Source organism: Pseudomonas sp. UBA5706, from assembly GCF_002419965.1.
Classification (GTDB): Bacteria; Pseudomonadota; Gammaproteobacteria; order Pseudomonadales; family Pseudomonadaceae; genus Aquipseudomonas.
Map to the genome: position 1 here is coordinate 42,180 of NZ_DIHC01000028.1, position 16,225 is coordinate 58,404.

At 59.2% G+C, this 16,225-nt stretch carries 17 protein-coding genes and 1 pseudogene; 16 read left to right on the forward strand and 2 right to left on the reverse strand.

Features of this window, described 5'->3' with window-relative positions:
• Nucleotides 1–170: 170 nt before the first annotated feature.
• The gene (locus B3I26_RS12425; RefSeq protein ID WP_296258025.1) at nt 171–1,217 is read right to left on the reverse strand and encodes a hypothetical protein; all 1,047 of its coding nucleotides are present in this window, start codon (nt 1,215–1,217) and stop codon (nt 171–173) included.
• A 350-nt stretch (nt 1,218–1,567) separates the two neighbouring features.
• Here B3I26_RS12425 and B3I26_RS12430 point away from each other — a divergent pair, with 350 nt between their 5' ends.
• The 13 genes from B3I26_RS12430 (at nt 1,568) to B3I26_RS12490 (ending at nt 13,370) form a co-directional block, all read left to right on the forward strand.
• The gene (locus B3I26_RS12430; RefSeq protein ID WP_296258027.1) at nt 1,568–1,903 is read left to right on the forward strand and encodes an RAQPRD family integrative conjugative element protein; all 336 of its coding nucleotides are present in this window, start codon (nt 1,568–1,570) and stop codon (nt 1,901–1,903) included.
• Nucleotides 1,890–2,129, forward strand: coding sequence for a TIGR03758 family integrating conjugative element protein (locus B3I26_RS12435; RefSeq protein ID WP_296258029.1), 240 nt, complete (start codon nt 1,890–1,892; stop codon nt 2,127–2,129). The genes B3I26_RS12430 and B3I26_RS12435 overlap by 14 nt, the downstream gene beginning before the upstream one ends.
• Nucleotides 2,130–2,144: 15 nt before the next feature.
• Complete coding sequence (locus B3I26_RS12440; RefSeq protein WP_296258030.1) at nt 2,145–2,522, forward strand: TIGR03745 family integrating conjugative element membrane protein; 378 nt, start codon at nt 2,145–2,147, stop codon at nt 2,520–2,522.
• A 7-nt stretch (nt 2,523–2,529) separates the two neighbouring features.
• Entirely contained in the window at nt 2,530–2,931 is a 402-nt protein-coding gene (locus tag B3I26_RS12445; protein WP_296258032.1) for a TIGR03750 family conjugal transfer protein, read from the forward strand.
• On the forward strand, nt 2,928–3,566 hold the full coding sequence (locus B3I26_RS12450; RefSeq protein WP_296258033.1) for a PFL_4703 family integrating conjugative element protein: 639 nt from the start codon (nt 2,928–2,930) through the stop codon (nt 3,564–3,566). The genes B3I26_RS12445 and B3I26_RS12450 overlap by 4 nt, the downstream gene beginning before the upstream one ends.
• A gap of 2 nt (nt 3,567–3,568) precedes the next feature.
• Nucleotides 3,569–4,369, forward strand: a complete 801-nt coding sequence (locus B3I26_RS12455; RefSeq protein ID WP_296258034.1) for a TIGR03749 family integrating conjugative element protein — start codon at nt 3,569–3,571, stop codon at nt 4,367–4,369.
• The gene (locus B3I26_RS12460; RefSeq protein ID WP_296258035.1) at nt 4,359–5,867 is read left to right on the forward strand and encodes a TIGR03752 family integrating conjugative element protein; all 1,509 of its coding nucleotides are present in this window, start codon (nt 4,359–4,361) and stop codon (nt 5,865–5,867) included. The genes B3I26_RS12455 and B3I26_RS12460 overlap by 11 nt, the downstream gene beginning before the upstream one ends.
• On the forward strand, nt 5,830–6,249 hold the full coding sequence (locus B3I26_RS12465) for a TIGR03751 family conjugal transfer lipoprotein (protein ID WP_296258036.1): 420 nt from the start codon (nt 5,830–5,832) through the stop codon (nt 6,247–6,249). Before B3I26_RS12460 ends, B3I26_RS12465 begins: the two co-directional genes overlap by 38 nt.
• Nucleotides 6,249–8,990, forward strand: coding sequence for a conjugative transfer ATPase (locus tag B3I26_RS12470; protein WP_296258038.1), 2,742 nt, complete (start codon nt 6,249–6,251; stop codon nt 8,988–8,990). The genes B3I26_RS12465 and B3I26_RS12470 overlap by 1 nt, the downstream gene beginning before the upstream one ends.
• A 197-nt stretch (nt 8,991–9,187) precedes the next feature.
• Nucleotides 9,188–10,165, forward strand: coding sequence for a TIGR03756 family integrating conjugative element protein (locus B3I26_RS12475; RefSeq protein ID WP_296258039.1), 978 nt, complete (start codon nt 9,188–9,190; stop codon nt 10,163–10,165).
• Nucleotides 10,165–11,520, forward strand: a complete 1,356-nt coding sequence (locus B3I26_RS12480; RefSeq protein WP_296258040.1) for an integrating conjugative element protein — start codon at nt 10,165–10,167, stop codon at nt 11,518–11,520. Before B3I26_RS12475 ends, B3I26_RS12480 begins: the two co-directional genes overlap by 1 nt.
• A complete protein-coding gene (locus B3I26_RS12485; RefSeq protein WP_296258041.1) occupies nt 11,517–11,822 on the forward strand; it encodes a hypothetical protein in 306 nt (101 codons plus the stop codon). Before B3I26_RS12480 ends, B3I26_RS12485 begins: the two co-directional genes overlap by 4 nt.
• Nucleotides 11,823–11,831: 9 nt before the next feature.
• Entirely contained in the window at nt 11,832–13,370 is a 1,539-nt protein-coding gene (locus B3I26_RS12490) for a conjugal transfer protein TraG N-terminal domain-containing protein (protein ID WP_296258042.1), read from the forward strand.
• 9 nt (nt 13,371–13,379) lie between these two features.
• On the opposite strand, the gene B3I26_RS12495 is transcribed toward B3I26_RS12490, so the two are convergent.
• The gene (locus B3I26_RS12495) at nt 13,380–13,745 is read right to left on the reverse strand and encodes a hypothetical protein (RefSeq protein WP_296258043.1); all 366 of its coding nucleotides are present in this window, start codon (nt 13,743–13,745) and stop codon (nt 13,380–13,382) included.
• 457 nt (nt 13,746–14,202) lie between these two features.
• Between B3I26_RS12495 and B3I26_RS12500 the strand changes: the two are divergent.
• The 3 genes and pseudogenes from B3I26_RS12500 to B3I26_RS12510 all read left to right on the forward strand — a co-directional run bounded on the left by B3I26_RS12500 (nt 14,203) and on the right by B3I26_RS12510 (nt 16,012).
• Nucleotides 14,203–14,568: pseudogene (locus B3I26_RS12500) on the forward strand (DUF3085 domain-containing protein).
• 91 nt (nt 14,569–14,659) lie between these two features.
• Entirely contained in the window at nt 14,660–14,983 is a 324-nt protein-coding gene (locus B3I26_RS12505) for a hypothetical protein (RefSeq protein ID WP_296258044.1), read from the forward strand.
• A gap of 90 nt (nt 14,984–15,073) precedes the next feature.
• On the forward strand, nt 15,074–16,012 hold the full coding sequence (locus B3I26_RS12510; protein WP_296258045.1) for an ArdC family protein: 939 nt from the start codon (nt 15,074–15,076) through the stop codon (nt 16,010–16,012).
• Nucleotides 16,013–16,225 lie beyond the last annotated feature (213 nt).

Sequence of the window (16,225 nt, forward strand, 5' to 3'; positions counted from 1 at the left end):
CGATGGATGATCGACAGCCGCAACGGACGAGAAATATTCATCCAATTTTTTGGACACTCCCTCGTCCTGAGCGCCCAGGACCAGATCGAACACGACTTTACTCAATTCGGAGCGAGGATCAGCCGTGAGATAGCGTTTGGACGCCAGATCCCATGCATCTGCCACTGCCTTTAAGCCATATTCCTGCATTTTCCGGGGATAATATTGGACGCTTGCGTTTTGCTAACGTTGGCACCCAAATAATAGTCACTGGCCCTGCGCACAGCCAAATATGCGAAATAGCACACCGCTGCCAGGCTGTGATTATGCAGAAGCGTACCAACCACATCCGTACTTTTCTTTTCGGCGCTAAATGGCAGGGACAAACGTCCGCATTGATAATGTATCTGCTGAATGGCCTGTTCAGTAAGCACACTCTTCGCAATAGCTTTAAGCTGGTGCGAGTCAAAGTCTACCGCTGGAACGGACAACTCTTTGACGATGTGCCTGTGCACCTCGTCAATGGAAGACCTTAGCTCGCCGTCGAGAGCGATGTTTATGATCCATCTAACACCATTCACCCTCGCCGAGCCGATATTTTCCGAGTCAAATGCCGATGCAGGAGAGTCAGGATCTACGGCAATAATTCGACGCCTGTAAAGCAGCAGCAACATTTCGTTCTCGATACCTGGGGACGGAGCCAACCAGACATCATTGCTCCGTTCTACGGCGGATTTAATTGCCGAAAAACTCACGTTTGCCTGAGCATTGATCAGCGCGACAAGATAAACTTTCTCTTGAAGATCCAGTGCTTCATACCGAATAGATTCACCGATTCGGGGCTCCCAGTACTGGTAAATCTTCTCCCGAACTAGCCGTTCTCTGTCTGCCAGCAGTTGCTGATAAGCCGCCGCACACGGAGAACACCCGCATTGCCTATGCCGGTTCGGAGAGCTAAACAGGTAGGACTTGTGCTGACATCCGTTGCAAAAACCTACTGTATCTCCCGACGTAAAGTCCCCTTTACTTTTACGCCGTTGATACATTTTCAGATTGCAATACGGGCAGGACAGATCAGGTACTTCAATCGGCGGAAATACCTTGATCAAATTATTAGGAGAAACATCAATCTTATATTCGTCAACAAGATCTGCATTTCGTTCACCATCTATGTACCGCCGATACAACTCCTCAATCTGGTCGTCCGAAAGATGAGAAATCACAGCCTGATATTCCATTTTACACTCTACAAACAAATGAAAAAAACGGGATTTTAACTCACCCTTTCTCAACTTCAAGTCGTTCGAATTTTTTAACCACATGGTCTTGGTACCGATATCGGCGCGTTGCCATGGAATTCCTTGCAGCGGCTCATACCTCGATAGGGCACAGTACGATCGCCGACCGAGTCAGGCATTGTGAGTGCTTCGCACCTGGTTCCGAAGCCCCACCGGTAGCATCATTAGCCGGTCACGCCTGCGTACCACAGAGCCGTCGATTAATCCGAGATCGCCCCTATCAGGTTTTCTGGTGTCGAAGTCTGTATAACCCGCCATGGTGGTTTCCAGATTTTGCTCTGGAGGTCTCTATGATTCGCCATCCATATCTACTGGTCTTCGCCTGTCTAGTGACGTTATCGGCAGAAGCGGAGGAGACCAATGAGTTTTCCAAGCTCGGCCTTATTCAGCAGCAAATCTCCGTCATCGAACAACTCGCCGATGGAGCACGCAGCAGTTCAACCAATGGCGACGGCGCTCGCTATCGCCTCGACTACTCAAGGCTCACCGCCGATCTGGACCGAGTGCGCCATGGCATTCACCAATATCTTTCACCCTCGCGCGCGCAGCCAGCAGACCTGATCGAGGGGAATGCTGATTACCGCGTAGAAGTACTTCACGTGAGCTCGTCTCATGAGCATGACTGACGCCCAACTCAGCGCATTTTCCACCGTGGCCGGATTTACCCCGCAGCTCAGTTCGGTGCTGTGGCGCTCATCAGTTCTCATGTTGGCGCTGCTCTGGTGTGCCTGGGCGTTATGGACTGGCTACCGAGGCTGGGCCGCCGGTAACCTCAATTTCGGCGCGCTCGGCGGCAGCACGCTACGCCTTGGACTCGCCCTCCTCATCCTGATGTTTTTCATGCTGTCTTAACCTGGAGACCTTGCCATGAAAGTACTGCCTCGTTGTCATCGCTTGCTTCGCGCACTGCGGGGAACGTGTACGAAGGCGCTGATTAGCGCTCTTGTTCTCTTGAGCGCAACGCTCGCTCGAGCCGACCTACCCACCATGGAAGCTCCCTCTCGAGGTGAGGGCTCGGGACTGATCGACACCATCAAAAATTACGCCTACGACGGCGGCATTCTGCTCGGACTGCTGATCGCCACCCTCGCCTTTCTGGGCGTGGCCTGGCATTCGCTCACCGTCTATGCCGATGTGCAGAACCAGCGCAAGACCTGGAAAGACCTCGGCGCGGTGGTCGGCGTCGGCGCGCTGCTGGTGGTGGTGATCCTGTGGTTCCTCACCAAAGCCGCGACGATTCTGTGAGGTCAGCATGTCCGACGCTCCTTCCACGCTGCCTGACGGTACGCTGACTTTTCTGCCCGAGCGGCTCAACCGTGACCCGGCCGTTCTCCGGGGACTTACCAACGACGAGATGTGGGTGGCGTTGGCAGTTGGCGCCGCGCTGGGCGTCATCTTGGGAGCTCCGTTGGCGGTGGCCACGGTTTCCATCGCCACCCTCCCCACTTGCATTTTTCTTTCAATGGCGCTGGTACTGCTCGGCGGCGGCAAGCTGCTGCGCCGCGCCAAGCGCGCCCGGCCCGAGACCTGGCTCTATCGGCGACTGAAATGGCATCTCGCGGTGTACTGGAATATCGGCACGGGGGAGCTGATCCTGCACTCTGGGCCCTGGACCGTGCGGCGCACCAAGAGGAAAGTGAGGGCCGCGCCATGAGCCGTTTCCGCAACAAGGTGGATGCGCAGCAGGCCCATATCTTCAGTCTGCGTTTGGCGGTGGCAATCCTGGCGCTCCTGTGCAGCGGGTTGTGGTACGGCTGGGTGTCTGCACCGTCTGCACTGACCATTCATGTGCCGCCTGATTTACGCTCCGGCAGTACGCGCAAATGGTGGGATGTGCCACCGGAAAACATCTACGCCTTTGCCCTGTACATCTTTGGCCAGCTCAACCGCTGGCCCACCGATGGCGAAGTCGATTATCACCGGGCCATCTTCGCCCTGCAGCCTTACCTCACCCCCGCGTGCAAGACGTTCTTCGACGGTGACTTTGAGTACCGCAAGGCCGCCGGTGAACTGCGCGGCCGAGTGCGTGGTGTCTACGAAGTCCTGGGTCGTGGGTACAGCGACGATCCCGACTTGCGAGTGAAGCAGTTGGATAAGCACAGCTGGCTGGTCAACCTCGATCTCAATGCGGACGAGTATTACGCCGCCGAACCGGTGAAACGTGTGGTGGTGCGCTATCCGCTGCGCGTGGTGCGCTTCGATGTCGACCCCGAACACAACAAATGGGGCTTGGCGCTGGACTGCTATGAAGGCACACCGCAGAAACTGACGCTACCGGGAGGTGCATGACAATGCGCAGGTTAATGCTGATCTTGATGCTGGTTGCCCTTGGGTACTCTACAGCCAACGCCGTCCAGGTCAAATACTGGGATCGCCTGCCGCTGGCCATTCCGCTCACGGTAGGTCAGGAACGTATCCTGATGCTCGATGAGGACGTCCGCGTCGGCCTACCGGGCACGATCGCCAGCAAACTGCGGGTGCAATCCGTGGGGGGCACTGTCTACCTGCGTGCAGCGGAAGCGCTTCCCCCTACCCGCCTGCAGCTACGGTCGGTCAAGTCCGGTGACATCATCCTGATCGACATCGAAGCGGTCGAAGGCAGCGATGCGCCGGAGCCGATCAAGATTGTCGCTCAAACCCCGGTGCCGGATGCCGAACCCGTACCAGGAGCGGCGCCTGCCGCGACGCCAGTCCCGGTGGTGCTGACCCGCTATGCCGCGCAGAACCTGTATGCCCCGCTGCGCACTGTAGCGCCGCTGCCCGGAGTGCGCCGGATGCCGCTGCACAGCACCACTGTTTTCAATACCTTGCTGCCCACCGAGCGCGTCTCAATCAAGGGACTCGCGGCTTGGCGGCTCGGTGATTTTTGGGTGACGGCGGTGAAAGTCGTCAACCGAGGACCCGGTAAGGTCTCGCTGGATCCGCGTCATCTCCAGGCCAGGTTGTATGCAGCAACGTTCCAACACGCCTACCTCGGCTTGGCTGGCACTCCGGAAGACACCACCGTTGCCTATCTCGTGACCCGTGGCGGAGGTCTGCAGCAGGCGCTTCTGCTTCCCCCTCCCCCGAAGGCTGTCCATCATGAAAGCTAACAGCCTGCTGAAATGGTTGGTCCCCGGCGCACTGCTAGGCATTGTGCTGATCATTGGCAAGTCCTGGGTGGCCGCTCCCGAGAATCAACCCAACCACGACCCGGACAAGACTGCGCTCAGCGCGGAACAGGCGAAGGCCTTGGGCATCGCGGGCGATACACCGCGTGACACGGTCGCCACGCTGATCGGCCACGTCAAGGCCATGCGCAGCGAGATGCAGACCCTGAAGAAAGGCAACGACTCCCTACAATCCGAGAACAACCGCCTGCGCACCCGCGAGGGTAATATCGACACGCGTATTCAAAGCACCTTGAGCAGCGTCACTCAGCAAGTCACCGAACAGCGCCAGCAGGCCAATGATGCTCGGCAGAAGGCCGAACAGCAGCATCGTGAGACTCAGGGACTGCTGAGCCGGCTCAAGGACCAGCTCACCAGCAAGCAAGCCGCGAAGTCCGATGTGCCTGCAGGTTTTGGCCTCGAACCCGGTGATGGGCAGCAGTTTTCAGGCGCGCACCCACCTTCTGACGCCATGCAGTGGATTGAACCGTCGAATGCCCGTGCCAGCCAGCAGGATGACGAGAAACAGAAAGGTCCACTGTCGACCCTGACCTCCAAGTTCAAAGACCTTCACGGCCTCGACAACAATGCCCTCGACCGCGGCCAGGACCATCTTCGCGCGGAAGCCAAGGGCGAACGCGACTTGGACAAGATGGAGCAGCGCACCGACGGAGCCAAGCCGGTGTACACCCTCCCCGAAAACTCTACGCTGATGGGCTCGATTGCCATGACAGCCCTGATCGGCCGGGTACCGGTGGACGGCACGGTGAACGATCCCTATCCGTTCAAGGTTCTGGTCGGGCCAGACAACCTTACCGCGAACGGCATTGACTTGCCTGACGTGGTTGGGGCCGTCATGAGCGGCACTGCAGCGGGTGACTGGACCCTGTCCTGCGTGCGTGGTCAAGTCGAGTCCATCACCTTTGTCTTCAGCGATGGCACCGTGCGTACGGTGCCGCAACCGCAGAAGGTGGTCAGCCGCAACCGTACCAGTACCCAGACCTCGGGCAGCGAGAAGATCCGCGGCGGTTTGGGCTACATCTCCGACCCCTATGGCATTCCTTGCGTGTCCGGCAAGCGCCGTTCCAACGCCCAGCAGTATCTGGGCAGCCAGAGCCTGATCACCTCAGCAGGTGCGGGTTTCGCCGCAGCCTTGGGCAGCGAGCACACCAACACGTCATTTATCAACTCGGCCGGTGGCAGCCTGGGCATGAGCCAGAACAGCGGCAACAGTGCGCTGAACTCGGTGATCAGTGGCGGTATGGGTGACATCCGTGAGTGGATCAACAAGCTCTATGGCGAAGCCTTCGCGGCCATCTATGTCCCACCCGGGGCCCAGGTCGCGTTGCACCTGGACCACGAAATCACCATCGACTACGAGCCCAAAGGCCGGAGAGTCAACCATGAAAAGCCACCCGTTTCGGTACTGGATCTGGATTAGCCTGCCACTCTGCCTGCACCTGGCGGGCTGCTCGACCAACAAGGATGAAATGCTGGCTCATGGCGATCACACCATGCTGGACGTCTGGAACAGCGGCGGCTCGGTCGGCACCCAGCGACAGCTGCAGGAAGCGCGCGGCGAACTGCGCCGACCGGTGCTCGATCCCGAACGCCTGATCGACGATCAGAAAGCCTACACGCGCACCGCCGCCAATGAGATTCGCACCCAGTTCCCACGTTTGCCTAACCCGGACCTGGTGATGTACGTCTACCCGCACCTGGCAGGTACCCAGCAAACGCCGGTGCCAGGTTATTCGACGGTGTTCCCACTGTACGAGAAGGTTCAGTACGCCCTGCCGGGCGAACGTCTGGAAGATTTGTGATGGGTGACGACGCTAACCCTGACCCGCCGCGCTGGAAGTCCTGGCGCGCGCAACAACGTCGGCGTGCAACACTGGGCGACGAGGCGGCCCAATATGCGCATAACCCGAGCTTCGCCGATCACCTGCCCTGGGTCGAATACCTCGAGGACGAGCAGTGCTTTCTGCTCGATGACAACCGCTCTGTTGGCGCTGCGTTCGAGCTACAGCCGATCGGTACCGAGGGGCGTGAGCCCGAGTGGCTGATGGCGGCTCGCGACGCCCTGGAAGATGCACTGCAGGACAGCTTCGATGAACTGGATCAGGCGCCTTGGGTGGCACAGTTCTTCTGCCAGGACGAAAGTGACTTCACCCCCTACTTTGAACGCCTGACGAGCTATATCGCACCGCGAGCCAGAGGCACGCCGTTCACCGAGGCCTTCCTCGCCTCGATGCAGCGTCACTTCGATGCACTCGCCAAGCCGGGCGGACTGTTCGACGACCATGTGGTGTCTCACCTGCCTTGGCGGGGAAGCAATCGACGGATTCGCCTTGTGGTTTATCGCTGGCTGGGGGATCAGGACGACGAGGACGGCCAAAGCCCAGTGCAACGGCTGAGCCGCACCTGCGACCGTCTGGTGGCCTCTCTGCAGGCCTGCGGCGTGAATCCGCGACGACTGACTGGCCGCGACTTTTACGCGTGGTTGCTGCCCTGGTTCAATCCTGTTCCTGCCCTCACGGGCGAACCCGCCGCGGTGTTTTATCGACGTGTTCCCTACCCCGAGGAAGATGACGGTGAGGGACTGCCGCTGCCGTTCGATCATGATTTCACCGAGCGTTTGTTCTTCCAGGAGCCACGCTCCGACAGCACCCAAGGCCTGTGGTACTTCGATCAACAACCGCACGCGGTAATGGTGGTCGACAAGCTGCGCCGGCCGCCCCAGATCGGCCAACTGACCGGCGAGACGCGCAAAGGCGAGGCGTTAAATGCCTTGTTCGATCAGCTGCCCGAGCAGACCGTCATGAGCCTGACGCTTGTGATCACGCCTCAGGATGTGCTTGAGGAACAGTTGAATCGCTTGGCACGCAAAGCCATCGGGGACAACCTCGCCTCCACGCAGACCCGCCAAGACGTCGAGGAGGTGCGCGCGCTGATCGGGCGCCAGCACAAGCTATACCGCGGGACGCTGGTGCTGTACCTATGTGGTGCTGACGATCAGCAACTGCGGCAACGCTCGACCCAGGCCGCCAATGTGTTACTCGGCGCTGGGCTACAGCCGGTGCGTGAGGGTGATGAAGTGGCGGCCTGCAACAGCTACCTGCGGTGGCTACCCATGGTCTACAACCCCAACCGAGATTCGCGTAACTGGTACACCCGCCTGCTGTTTGCCCAACATGTCGCCAACCTGCTTCCCCTCTGGGGTCGCAGCATCGGCACCGGTAACCCGGGGATTACCTTCTTCAACCGTGGCGGGGCCCCTTTGTCGTTCGATCCGTTGTCGCGGTTTGACCGTTCGATGAATGGCCACCTACTGTTGTTTGGCCCGACCGGTGCCGGCAAGTCCGCCACCCTGGTGTCGATCCTGATGCAGGTCATGGCCGTCTACCGGCCGCGGCTGTTCATTGTCGAAGCAGGTAACTCGTTCGGGCTGCAGGGGGAACATTTCGCTACCCTTGGGCTCTCGGTGAACAAAGTCCAACTCAAACCCGGCAGTGGCCTGAGCCTCGCGCCTTTTGCCGATGCGCGGCGGTTGATCGAACACCCGGATCAAGTCGCCAGCCTGTCCACAGAAGATCTGGATGAAATCGCGCCAGACACTGATGAGCAGCGCGATGTGCTCGGCGAGCTGGAGATCACCGCCCGCTTGATGGTCACCGGCGGTGAGGCCAAGGAAGAAGCGCGCCTGACCCGGGCGGACCGCAGCCTGATCCGCGAATGCATTCTAGATGCAGCCCGGCGGTGTGCGGCAACTGAACAGCAGGTGCTGACCCGGCATGTTCGCGATGCCCTGCGCCAGGTCGCCAGCGATCCCCACCTGCCGGACAAGCGTCGCGAGCGGGCTCAGGAAATGGCCGAATCGATTGACCTGTTCTGCCAAGGGTTTGAGGGCGCGCTCTTTGACCGACCGGGCACACCCTGGCCGGAGAGCGATGTGACGATCGTTGATCTGGCTACCTATGCGCGTGAAGGCTATGAGGCGCAACTGTCGATCAGTTACATCAGCCTGATGAACACGGTCAATAACCTTGCCGAACGGGACCAGTACTTGGGAAGACCTATCATCATGGTCACCGATGAAGGCCACATCATCACCAAGAATCCGTTGTTGGCACCCTTCGTGGTCAAGGGCACGAAAATGTGGCGCAAGCTTGGCGCCTGGTTCTGGCTAGCGACCCAGAACCTGGCCGACTTCCCTGACGCCGCGCAGACCATGCTCAACATGATCGAGTGGTGGATCTGCCTGAACATGCCGCCGGCAGAGATCGAGGAGATCGCTCGCTTCAAGAAGCTCACGCCCGCGCAAAAAGCCCTACTCCTCTCCGCCAGCAAGGCCTCAGGGAAATACACCGAAGGTGTGGTCCTGTCGAAAAACTTGGAAACGCTCTTCCGGGCGGTACCGCCCAGTCTGTACCTTGCCCTCGCCATGACCGAGCCAGAGGAAAAAGCCCAGCGCTGGCGGCTGATGGAGGCGCACCAGCAGTCCGAGTTGGCGTCTGCCATCCAGGTCGCGGCAGAGATAGATCGGTTGCGCGGGATGCTGTGAAGACGCCCGCAGCGGAAAAAATGCAGAAAGAGTACATTTGTACTCGCCCACAATTTCTCTCGACTCCCCCGCTCAATTCTGCAGCCTACAAAACCGATTACATCAATCTCGTTTTCTCATTCTTGTCTCGGGAACGAATCCGCGATCCTGAGACGAGAAACCGGATGCACACCGCTGCCACCTGCTGAGCGCTGCCCATGAACGTGACCGCCCCCACCCGATGCAGATCGCCGCAACCCAGGAAACTTCGCCGTAGCCGTGTATACACTGCCGCTGTTCTGCTCGCTGCCGCTCAGCAGTGTCTGGCCCTGACCACTCCCGCCATCATTGCCTCCGTCACCTCGGTGCAGTGCCTGGAATACAGGGTGGTCGGAATCTGTTTCTGGCTGCTCTGCACACCGTTTGGCTGCACGGTCAAAACCTCGCCCAAGGTGCGCCACTTCATCCCTGAACTGGTGGTGTCGAGCTACGCCGACACTGGCGCCAACCCGTGGGCCGAGATGTCCGCCCTGTCGGCGCCGACACACGCATCGCAAGGTGGCGGCAACCTTATCACGCCGTCAGCGCAGCGCGACAACCTACCTCGCTTCAAGAATGTCGACGGCATCGGCCATCCGGGTGGCGCCGCACTCACCGCCTTGGCGTACAGTTTTGGCTATGCGTGTCCGAGTGGCGCGGTACCGTTTGCACCCTACTACCTCAGCACCCTTGACCCGCTGGCGTGGCGCCAAGCCATCCCGGAATCCGTTTACCCGCAGGCCCTTGTGCCGGGCACGCGCGAAGTTGGCAATCAAGCGCTGGGAACCATGTGGGGCAGCGTCTATCCGCGTCACGGTTTTCTGGTCCAGCCCGATGACTTCAAGGCAGGTGCAGTCATGGCGCAGCGGGCCAGTGACTTCATCACGCGCGTTGGCCAACCGCATGTCTACCTGCCGTTGCAGCCCATGCCCTATCCGGGCTACTGGCCGCCACTGCCGGTGATCGAAAACAACATCGAAAACCACCGCTGGCAATTGCTCGCGCCGGTGACCCAGCTGAGCTGCGCCATCTTCCCCAGCCCCGCGATCCAGAGCTCCGACGGTGCTTACGCGTGGTCCCTGTGGCGCCCCTATCGCTGTTGCCAACGCATGGGACAAACCTTCCTGTTCAGCATCGATTTTGACGGAGGCCAATGATGAGTATCCGTGCCCTTGGCTTGGTGTGCTGCCTTTACTGCGCCATCAGCCATGCCGCCGAGAACGGCTACCACCTCGGCGAACAGGCTCCGGTGCTGGATGACCGGGTGATGTACACCATTGGCGGCGGATCGGCAGCGGGCGCGCCCGCCTCGCTTTACCGCCCCAATGGACTCGGCGTCGGGATGTCTTGGCGAGCCAACATGATGTGCGGAAACATGAACCTCTCCAACACACTTCAGAATCAGCTCAACGGTGCCACCCAGGGCTTCCAGCAGATCATGGGTAACGTCATCCAGAACGCGACGCAGGCCGTGATGTCGCTGCCGGCGATGATCATTCAGCGAGCCAATCCTGGACTGTATGAACTGCTGAGCAACGGCGTGCTGCAGGGCCGGCTCGACTTCGACCGTTCCAAGCTCACCTGCCGGGCGATGGCGGCAAAAATGGCCGACAAGGTTGATCAGGCCGGCTGGGGCGCACTGGCCCAGAACCAGGAGATGCAACACAACCTCGAGCAATCCGGCGGAGATGCGGTGACGGCTGTCCGGGACACCGAATCGAACAACGGCAACAACGGCGTCAGTTGGGTGGGTGGGCAAAACGCCGGCGGCAACGGACAACAACCGATCCGGGTGACATCCGACGTCGTCAAGGCAGGCTACAACTTACTGCACAACCGCGCCGTCGAGGACACCTCGGCAGTCGCCTCGGGCTGCCAGAATGGCGCTATCTGCCAAGCTTGGTCGGGCCCCGAAGAGGCAGCCGAGTGGGCAACGCGTGTGCTGGGTGAGACCGAAGTGCAGACCTGCGATGACTGCGAGACACTGCGCGTCACAGCGGGGACCGGGCTCTCACCGTTGATTCAGGAAACCTACACGGAGCATCTTGAAGGCCTGCAACGCATGGTGTCGGGCGCTGAGCAACCTACGCCGGAAAGTCTGGGCAAAGTCTCGAGCCCCTTGCTGCAGGTCTCGCGCGGGGTCATTGAGGGGCTGCGCGACGACCCTGATCAAAATCTGCTTGCCAGGCGACTCGCCAGCGAGACCGCGCTCTCCAGCGTGATCTACAAGGCAATGCTGCTGCAGCGCACGCTCCTGGCCGGCAGCCATGAACCAAATGTTGCGTCGGCGCGCCCCGCCACTTCCGCCCTCAACAGCAATGTCGAAACGCTGGAGCGCGAAATCCGTCTGCTGCAAACCGAACTGCAGGTCCGCCAATCGCTGGCAACCAACACCGCGAGCCTGGTGCTTGATCGCCACGCCGGGGGTGCTGACGCCTCCCGCAGTATCGATGAGCGTGACCCGCGGCCGGATCGATTGCAGCGCGCCGACCAGAGCAGGAGCACGCCATGACGCCGCTTTTTGCGAAAGCCAGGATCGCCCATGCGTTGCTGACCCTCGGCGCTATTGCGGCTCTACTCCTCATTGGCGGGATGGCGCTGCAACTGTCAGGTGCCCAACTGAAACGTCTCGAAGCACTGCGGCCCGACATGCCCTACTTCGCGTACTGGCGCGCCTTGCTGTACACACTGATCTTCACTGGTTGGAGCGCGTCATTGCGCCAGCAGCGATCAGGGGCGGGCCAACAGCGGCTCAAGCGTCTGGGACTGATCGGTTTCAGTTCGATCATCATTGTCGAGCTGTCTCGGATGTGAGGTGCAACGATGAACATGAGCACCAACAGCTACCTTGAGTACTACCTGTCCCTGCTGGCCTGGATCATCAACAACGGCATCTGGAACACACTGGCGGACACGGGGCTGTTCGCGGCCCCCTTCGGTGCGATCATCATTCAGGAATGGCTGTCGGCCCGCCAACAGGGTGCGGACGAGGGCAACAAGGGCTTGCTGTCGATTCCTCGTGTCGAGAACCGGTTGTGGATGAGTTACGTGGTCATCCTATTTGGCTGCATGCCGTTCTTTCCGCTGAACCTGTCGTCTGTAACCTTTGATGATGCCGCGAGTCAGCGCTGTGGTGTCTCCGTGGCCAAGCCCGGTGAGACAGCCTGGGGGATGACCTTCAATACGATTGGCGAGAAATCGGCGAATGTCCCAGTGTGGTGGTTCTTCGTGCATGCGATGAGCAAAGGGATCACTGCCGCCGCGACGGCATCGATTCCTTGCGCGCCGGACATCCGCGCGATGCGTATGGAGATCGACAGTTCGCGCATCAACGACCAGGTGCTGCTGCAGGAGATCGCTGATTTTGCACGGGATTGCTACGGCTTTTCGCGCTCGCGCTTGTTTACCAATCGCCCCGACCTTGATGAGGCTCAGAGCTACGACACATCCTGGATCGGCTCGTCGTACCTGCTCAACACGCCCGGTTACTACGACACCGATCGGTCGCGAACGCCCAGAGTCAATTGGCCCTATGATGACTCCCGGGATACCTCCCTGCCTCAGCTCGACAATGGCGCCGGCTACCCCACCTGCAAGCAATGGTGGAGTGACGGCACGATCGGATTGCGTGATCGCCTGGTCGCGGAGGTCAATCCTTCGCTGCTGTCGCAGTTGCGCGGCTGGCTCACCGGCCGGACATCTACCGAGATTGAAGACGCCACGCTCCGCGAGCTGGTGAGCCCACGGCAGCAGTCACTGAGCATGGCGCCCGGACAGGTGTATCAGGACTATGGGAGCAGTGCCCGCGGCGGCTCAATGACGCAATGGCTCAACAACTTGGCCACGAACACCGGGCTGGCTCTGGGATCATTCAGCAACTTCCCCGCAATGAATGCACTCCGAGCCGCTTTACCAATGGTCCAGACTTTTCTGATCATGGCCACGATCATCAGCCTGCCACTGGTTCTGCTGCTCAGTACCTACCAACTCAAGGCACTGATGACGGTGACATTTGCTCTCTTCACCCTGCACATGCTCACATTCTGGTGGGAACTGGCCCGCTGGATCGACTCCAGCATGCTGGAGACGTTGTACAACCAGGTCACGGCCACAGACCAGGCGCTGCTGTCCCTGCCCACCGCCGGGTTTATGGATGGAACGGTGACCGCACAGGTGATCGACTACGTGATGGGCGCAATGTTTGTGGTGCTGCCAATGTTCTTTCTGGGTGTAATGAGTTGGGCCGGATACAACGTCGGTGGCGGTATTCAAGCTCTCTTGGCCAGAGGAACGGAGGCGGCTCAGACACAAGGAGGAAAAGGATCTTCCCACCTCATGGCTGGCGTACAGAAATTGAAATGAATTACGACCTTATCTCACCGATCCGTGTTCGTCATACAGTTCCGGATACTTGTATTGATGCTGAGGATGGCTCACCTCATGAACGCCAGGCTCTTCAGCATGGGACGCAACTCTGGACAGAGCTACAAACGTCCACAGAGCAGCAATTCCGAATGCTGCCAAAAAAGCGACAGATACTACTGCGAGCAGAAGGATCAATTTCAACATCCGAGAAACAACTCGACGGTATTGAGGTGGTACAGCACTCAAAAAGCGAGCATTTCGAATACTTGCTTCAAAAGCATTTATCCGGTGCCCAGTCATAACCGCAACGCGGATCAGAAACTTTCCGAATGGAGTGCGGCTGGCAGTTGGGGAAGCCGATGACGTCTTCATTTTACCTACCTCTCGTTCCGCTCAGCATTCGCGGCCAAGGCACTTCTATGTATTTGGATCCAATTTTTAGTTTACTCCCTTTAAGCCGCAATCCATGACCATTGATCGCCTGATCGACGACAACAATCGCCAGTGGCGCTGCGTGGATCCAGCCACCCCGGTCGCCCGAAAAATACCGTTGACGCCGGGCAAGTCTGCTTGCTAAACCGACTTTGCAATCGCTGGATTTCCAGCACCCCAGGTAGCCATGACCTTAAAGGCTACATCACATCCGTGATGGTCGTCCCCAATGCGATTCGCGTTCGGCAGCTCACATGGTCACCGCTCCTTTGGTGATGAACGCCCTCTGTTCCCCAGGCTCACAAGCCTCACTTCGTCGCGATTTATTCAACCATTCCAGTGCTGGGAATCCTCCCGCACGGGTGGCATTCCTCCGCACCTTCTGGAGGATCTCATCATGCTGCGCTTCACAGGCTCTGAACTTCACGCGGTGTTGACCGAGGCCGGTATCCACGGCTGTCGAGTGATACTGGTCAAGGACCACGGCGTCTACCTCATGTCCGAGCTAGGCGAGAACAAACCCGATAGCCGCGGCCGTAAATACGTCGCCTATGCCACAGGCTGCAACCCCGATGTCGACGACTTAGATTCCTGATGGAACCGTGCTCGCGACGAATTCGGCGGCGATGATTTCGCTGAGTATTTCGATCTCAGAGATCCCGTCTTCATTGCGCTTCGTGGCACAACCGGGTCGCTGATCGTGGAGGCCACGGCCACCCACCTGACCCTCACCGCAGAACTTGATCCGGGGAAACCATCATGAAACTGGAAGCGATCCTGGCGCTCGCCGGTGCAGTTCTCAAACACGGCTGTAGAGACCCAGGTATCGCGGCCATTGCTCCATGGAGGCACGTATGCCAATCACCCAATGTTTCTCAGACGCCGTCGTCCTCAGCCCCGGCGTGTGGGGTTACATCATGGCGTTCACCGCCGGCAACGATGGTCACTTTCGATCAGCGCTGCACTTGAACGATCTGCTCAACGCCGCGCTGATCTCGTCTCTTGGCTCCCCAGAATGGCCCATTGACCTGCCGCTAGATCACTCACACCTCAACGTCACATCGGACGTCGAATCTCCCCACCTGATGAAACTGGACCGCATCGCGCCCTGTGACGGTCCGGCTGTTTTGTTGATACACCTTCCCAGTGAGGCCGCTGCAGACATCGCGGCGCTGTGACACCGTCTGCTCGTCCACCTGTCCATCCACCCATCCGGGAACACTTCCCGGATGGGAGGCGTTCCCTCGCCTTCATGACTGGAGAACGCCATGTACGATATTTATCTGGACGTCACTAACAAGATTGTCAGCGCGCTGAATCAAGGTGTCATTCCCTGGATCAAGCCCTGGACAACCGCAAACGCACATGCAGACTCGCCTTTTCCGCTCAACGCCATCACCCACCGTCCCTATGCCGGCATCAACATCCCACTGCTATGGGCCGAAGCGCGGCTGCGGGGCTTCAAGCAGGATCGCTGGCTCACCTTCAACCAGGCTCGCCAAGCCGGCGGGCATATCCGCAAGGGGGAACAATCCGCTCTGGCGGTGCTGTACAAACCGATGAGCAAGGAAGCACAGGACGCGGACGGTCAGGTCATCCGGGATGAGCAAGGCAACATCAAGATGGTGCAGTTCGCGCTGCTGCGAACCCACTGCCTGTTCAACATCGAGCAGACCGAAGGCCTGACCACTGAAACTCCGACGTGCGATGAGTCTGACGGTCCACCCGCCTTCGTCGATCATCTCCCGGCCGAGCAGTTGCTGATGGCCAGTCGGGCGCGGATCGAACATCGCTACGGCGATGACGCGTTCTACCAACCGATCCGCGACCTGATACAACTGCCGACCAAGGCCCAGTTCGAGGACGCCGGCAGCTACTACGCGACGGCACTACATGAGCTCACACATTGGTCAGGGCACACGTCTCGGCTCAATCGCGATGGGATTACGAGGGGTCATCTTTTCGGGTCCGCGACGTATGCCTTTGAGGAACTGGTGGCGGAAATGGGAGCTGCGTTCCTCTGTGCAATGACCGGCATCCAGGGCGAGTTACGCCACGAGGAATACCTCGCGAGCTGGCTCAAGATACTCAAGGAAGACAAGCGTGCAATCTTCCGCGCCAGCGGCCTGGCTCGCGAAGCATCGGAGTACCTGATGGCACTTCAACCAGAACAATCCACCCAAACACTCAAATGCGTGCCCGCATGATCTTCCCCGCTAGACACAGGCCCCGTAAGGGGCCTTTGTTTTACCGCTGGACATGCTCTCAAGGATGGTCCCTACACGAAGGTCAGCGTGGCTTCGCAAGGGGTGACCCTACATCCAAGCCTCCCACGTTGCGCTGCCGAAAAAGGGCTCACCCTGACCTTGGGAAGAATGCGATGCGACGGTGATCAAGATTCCCTACCTCATTAAAAGGTC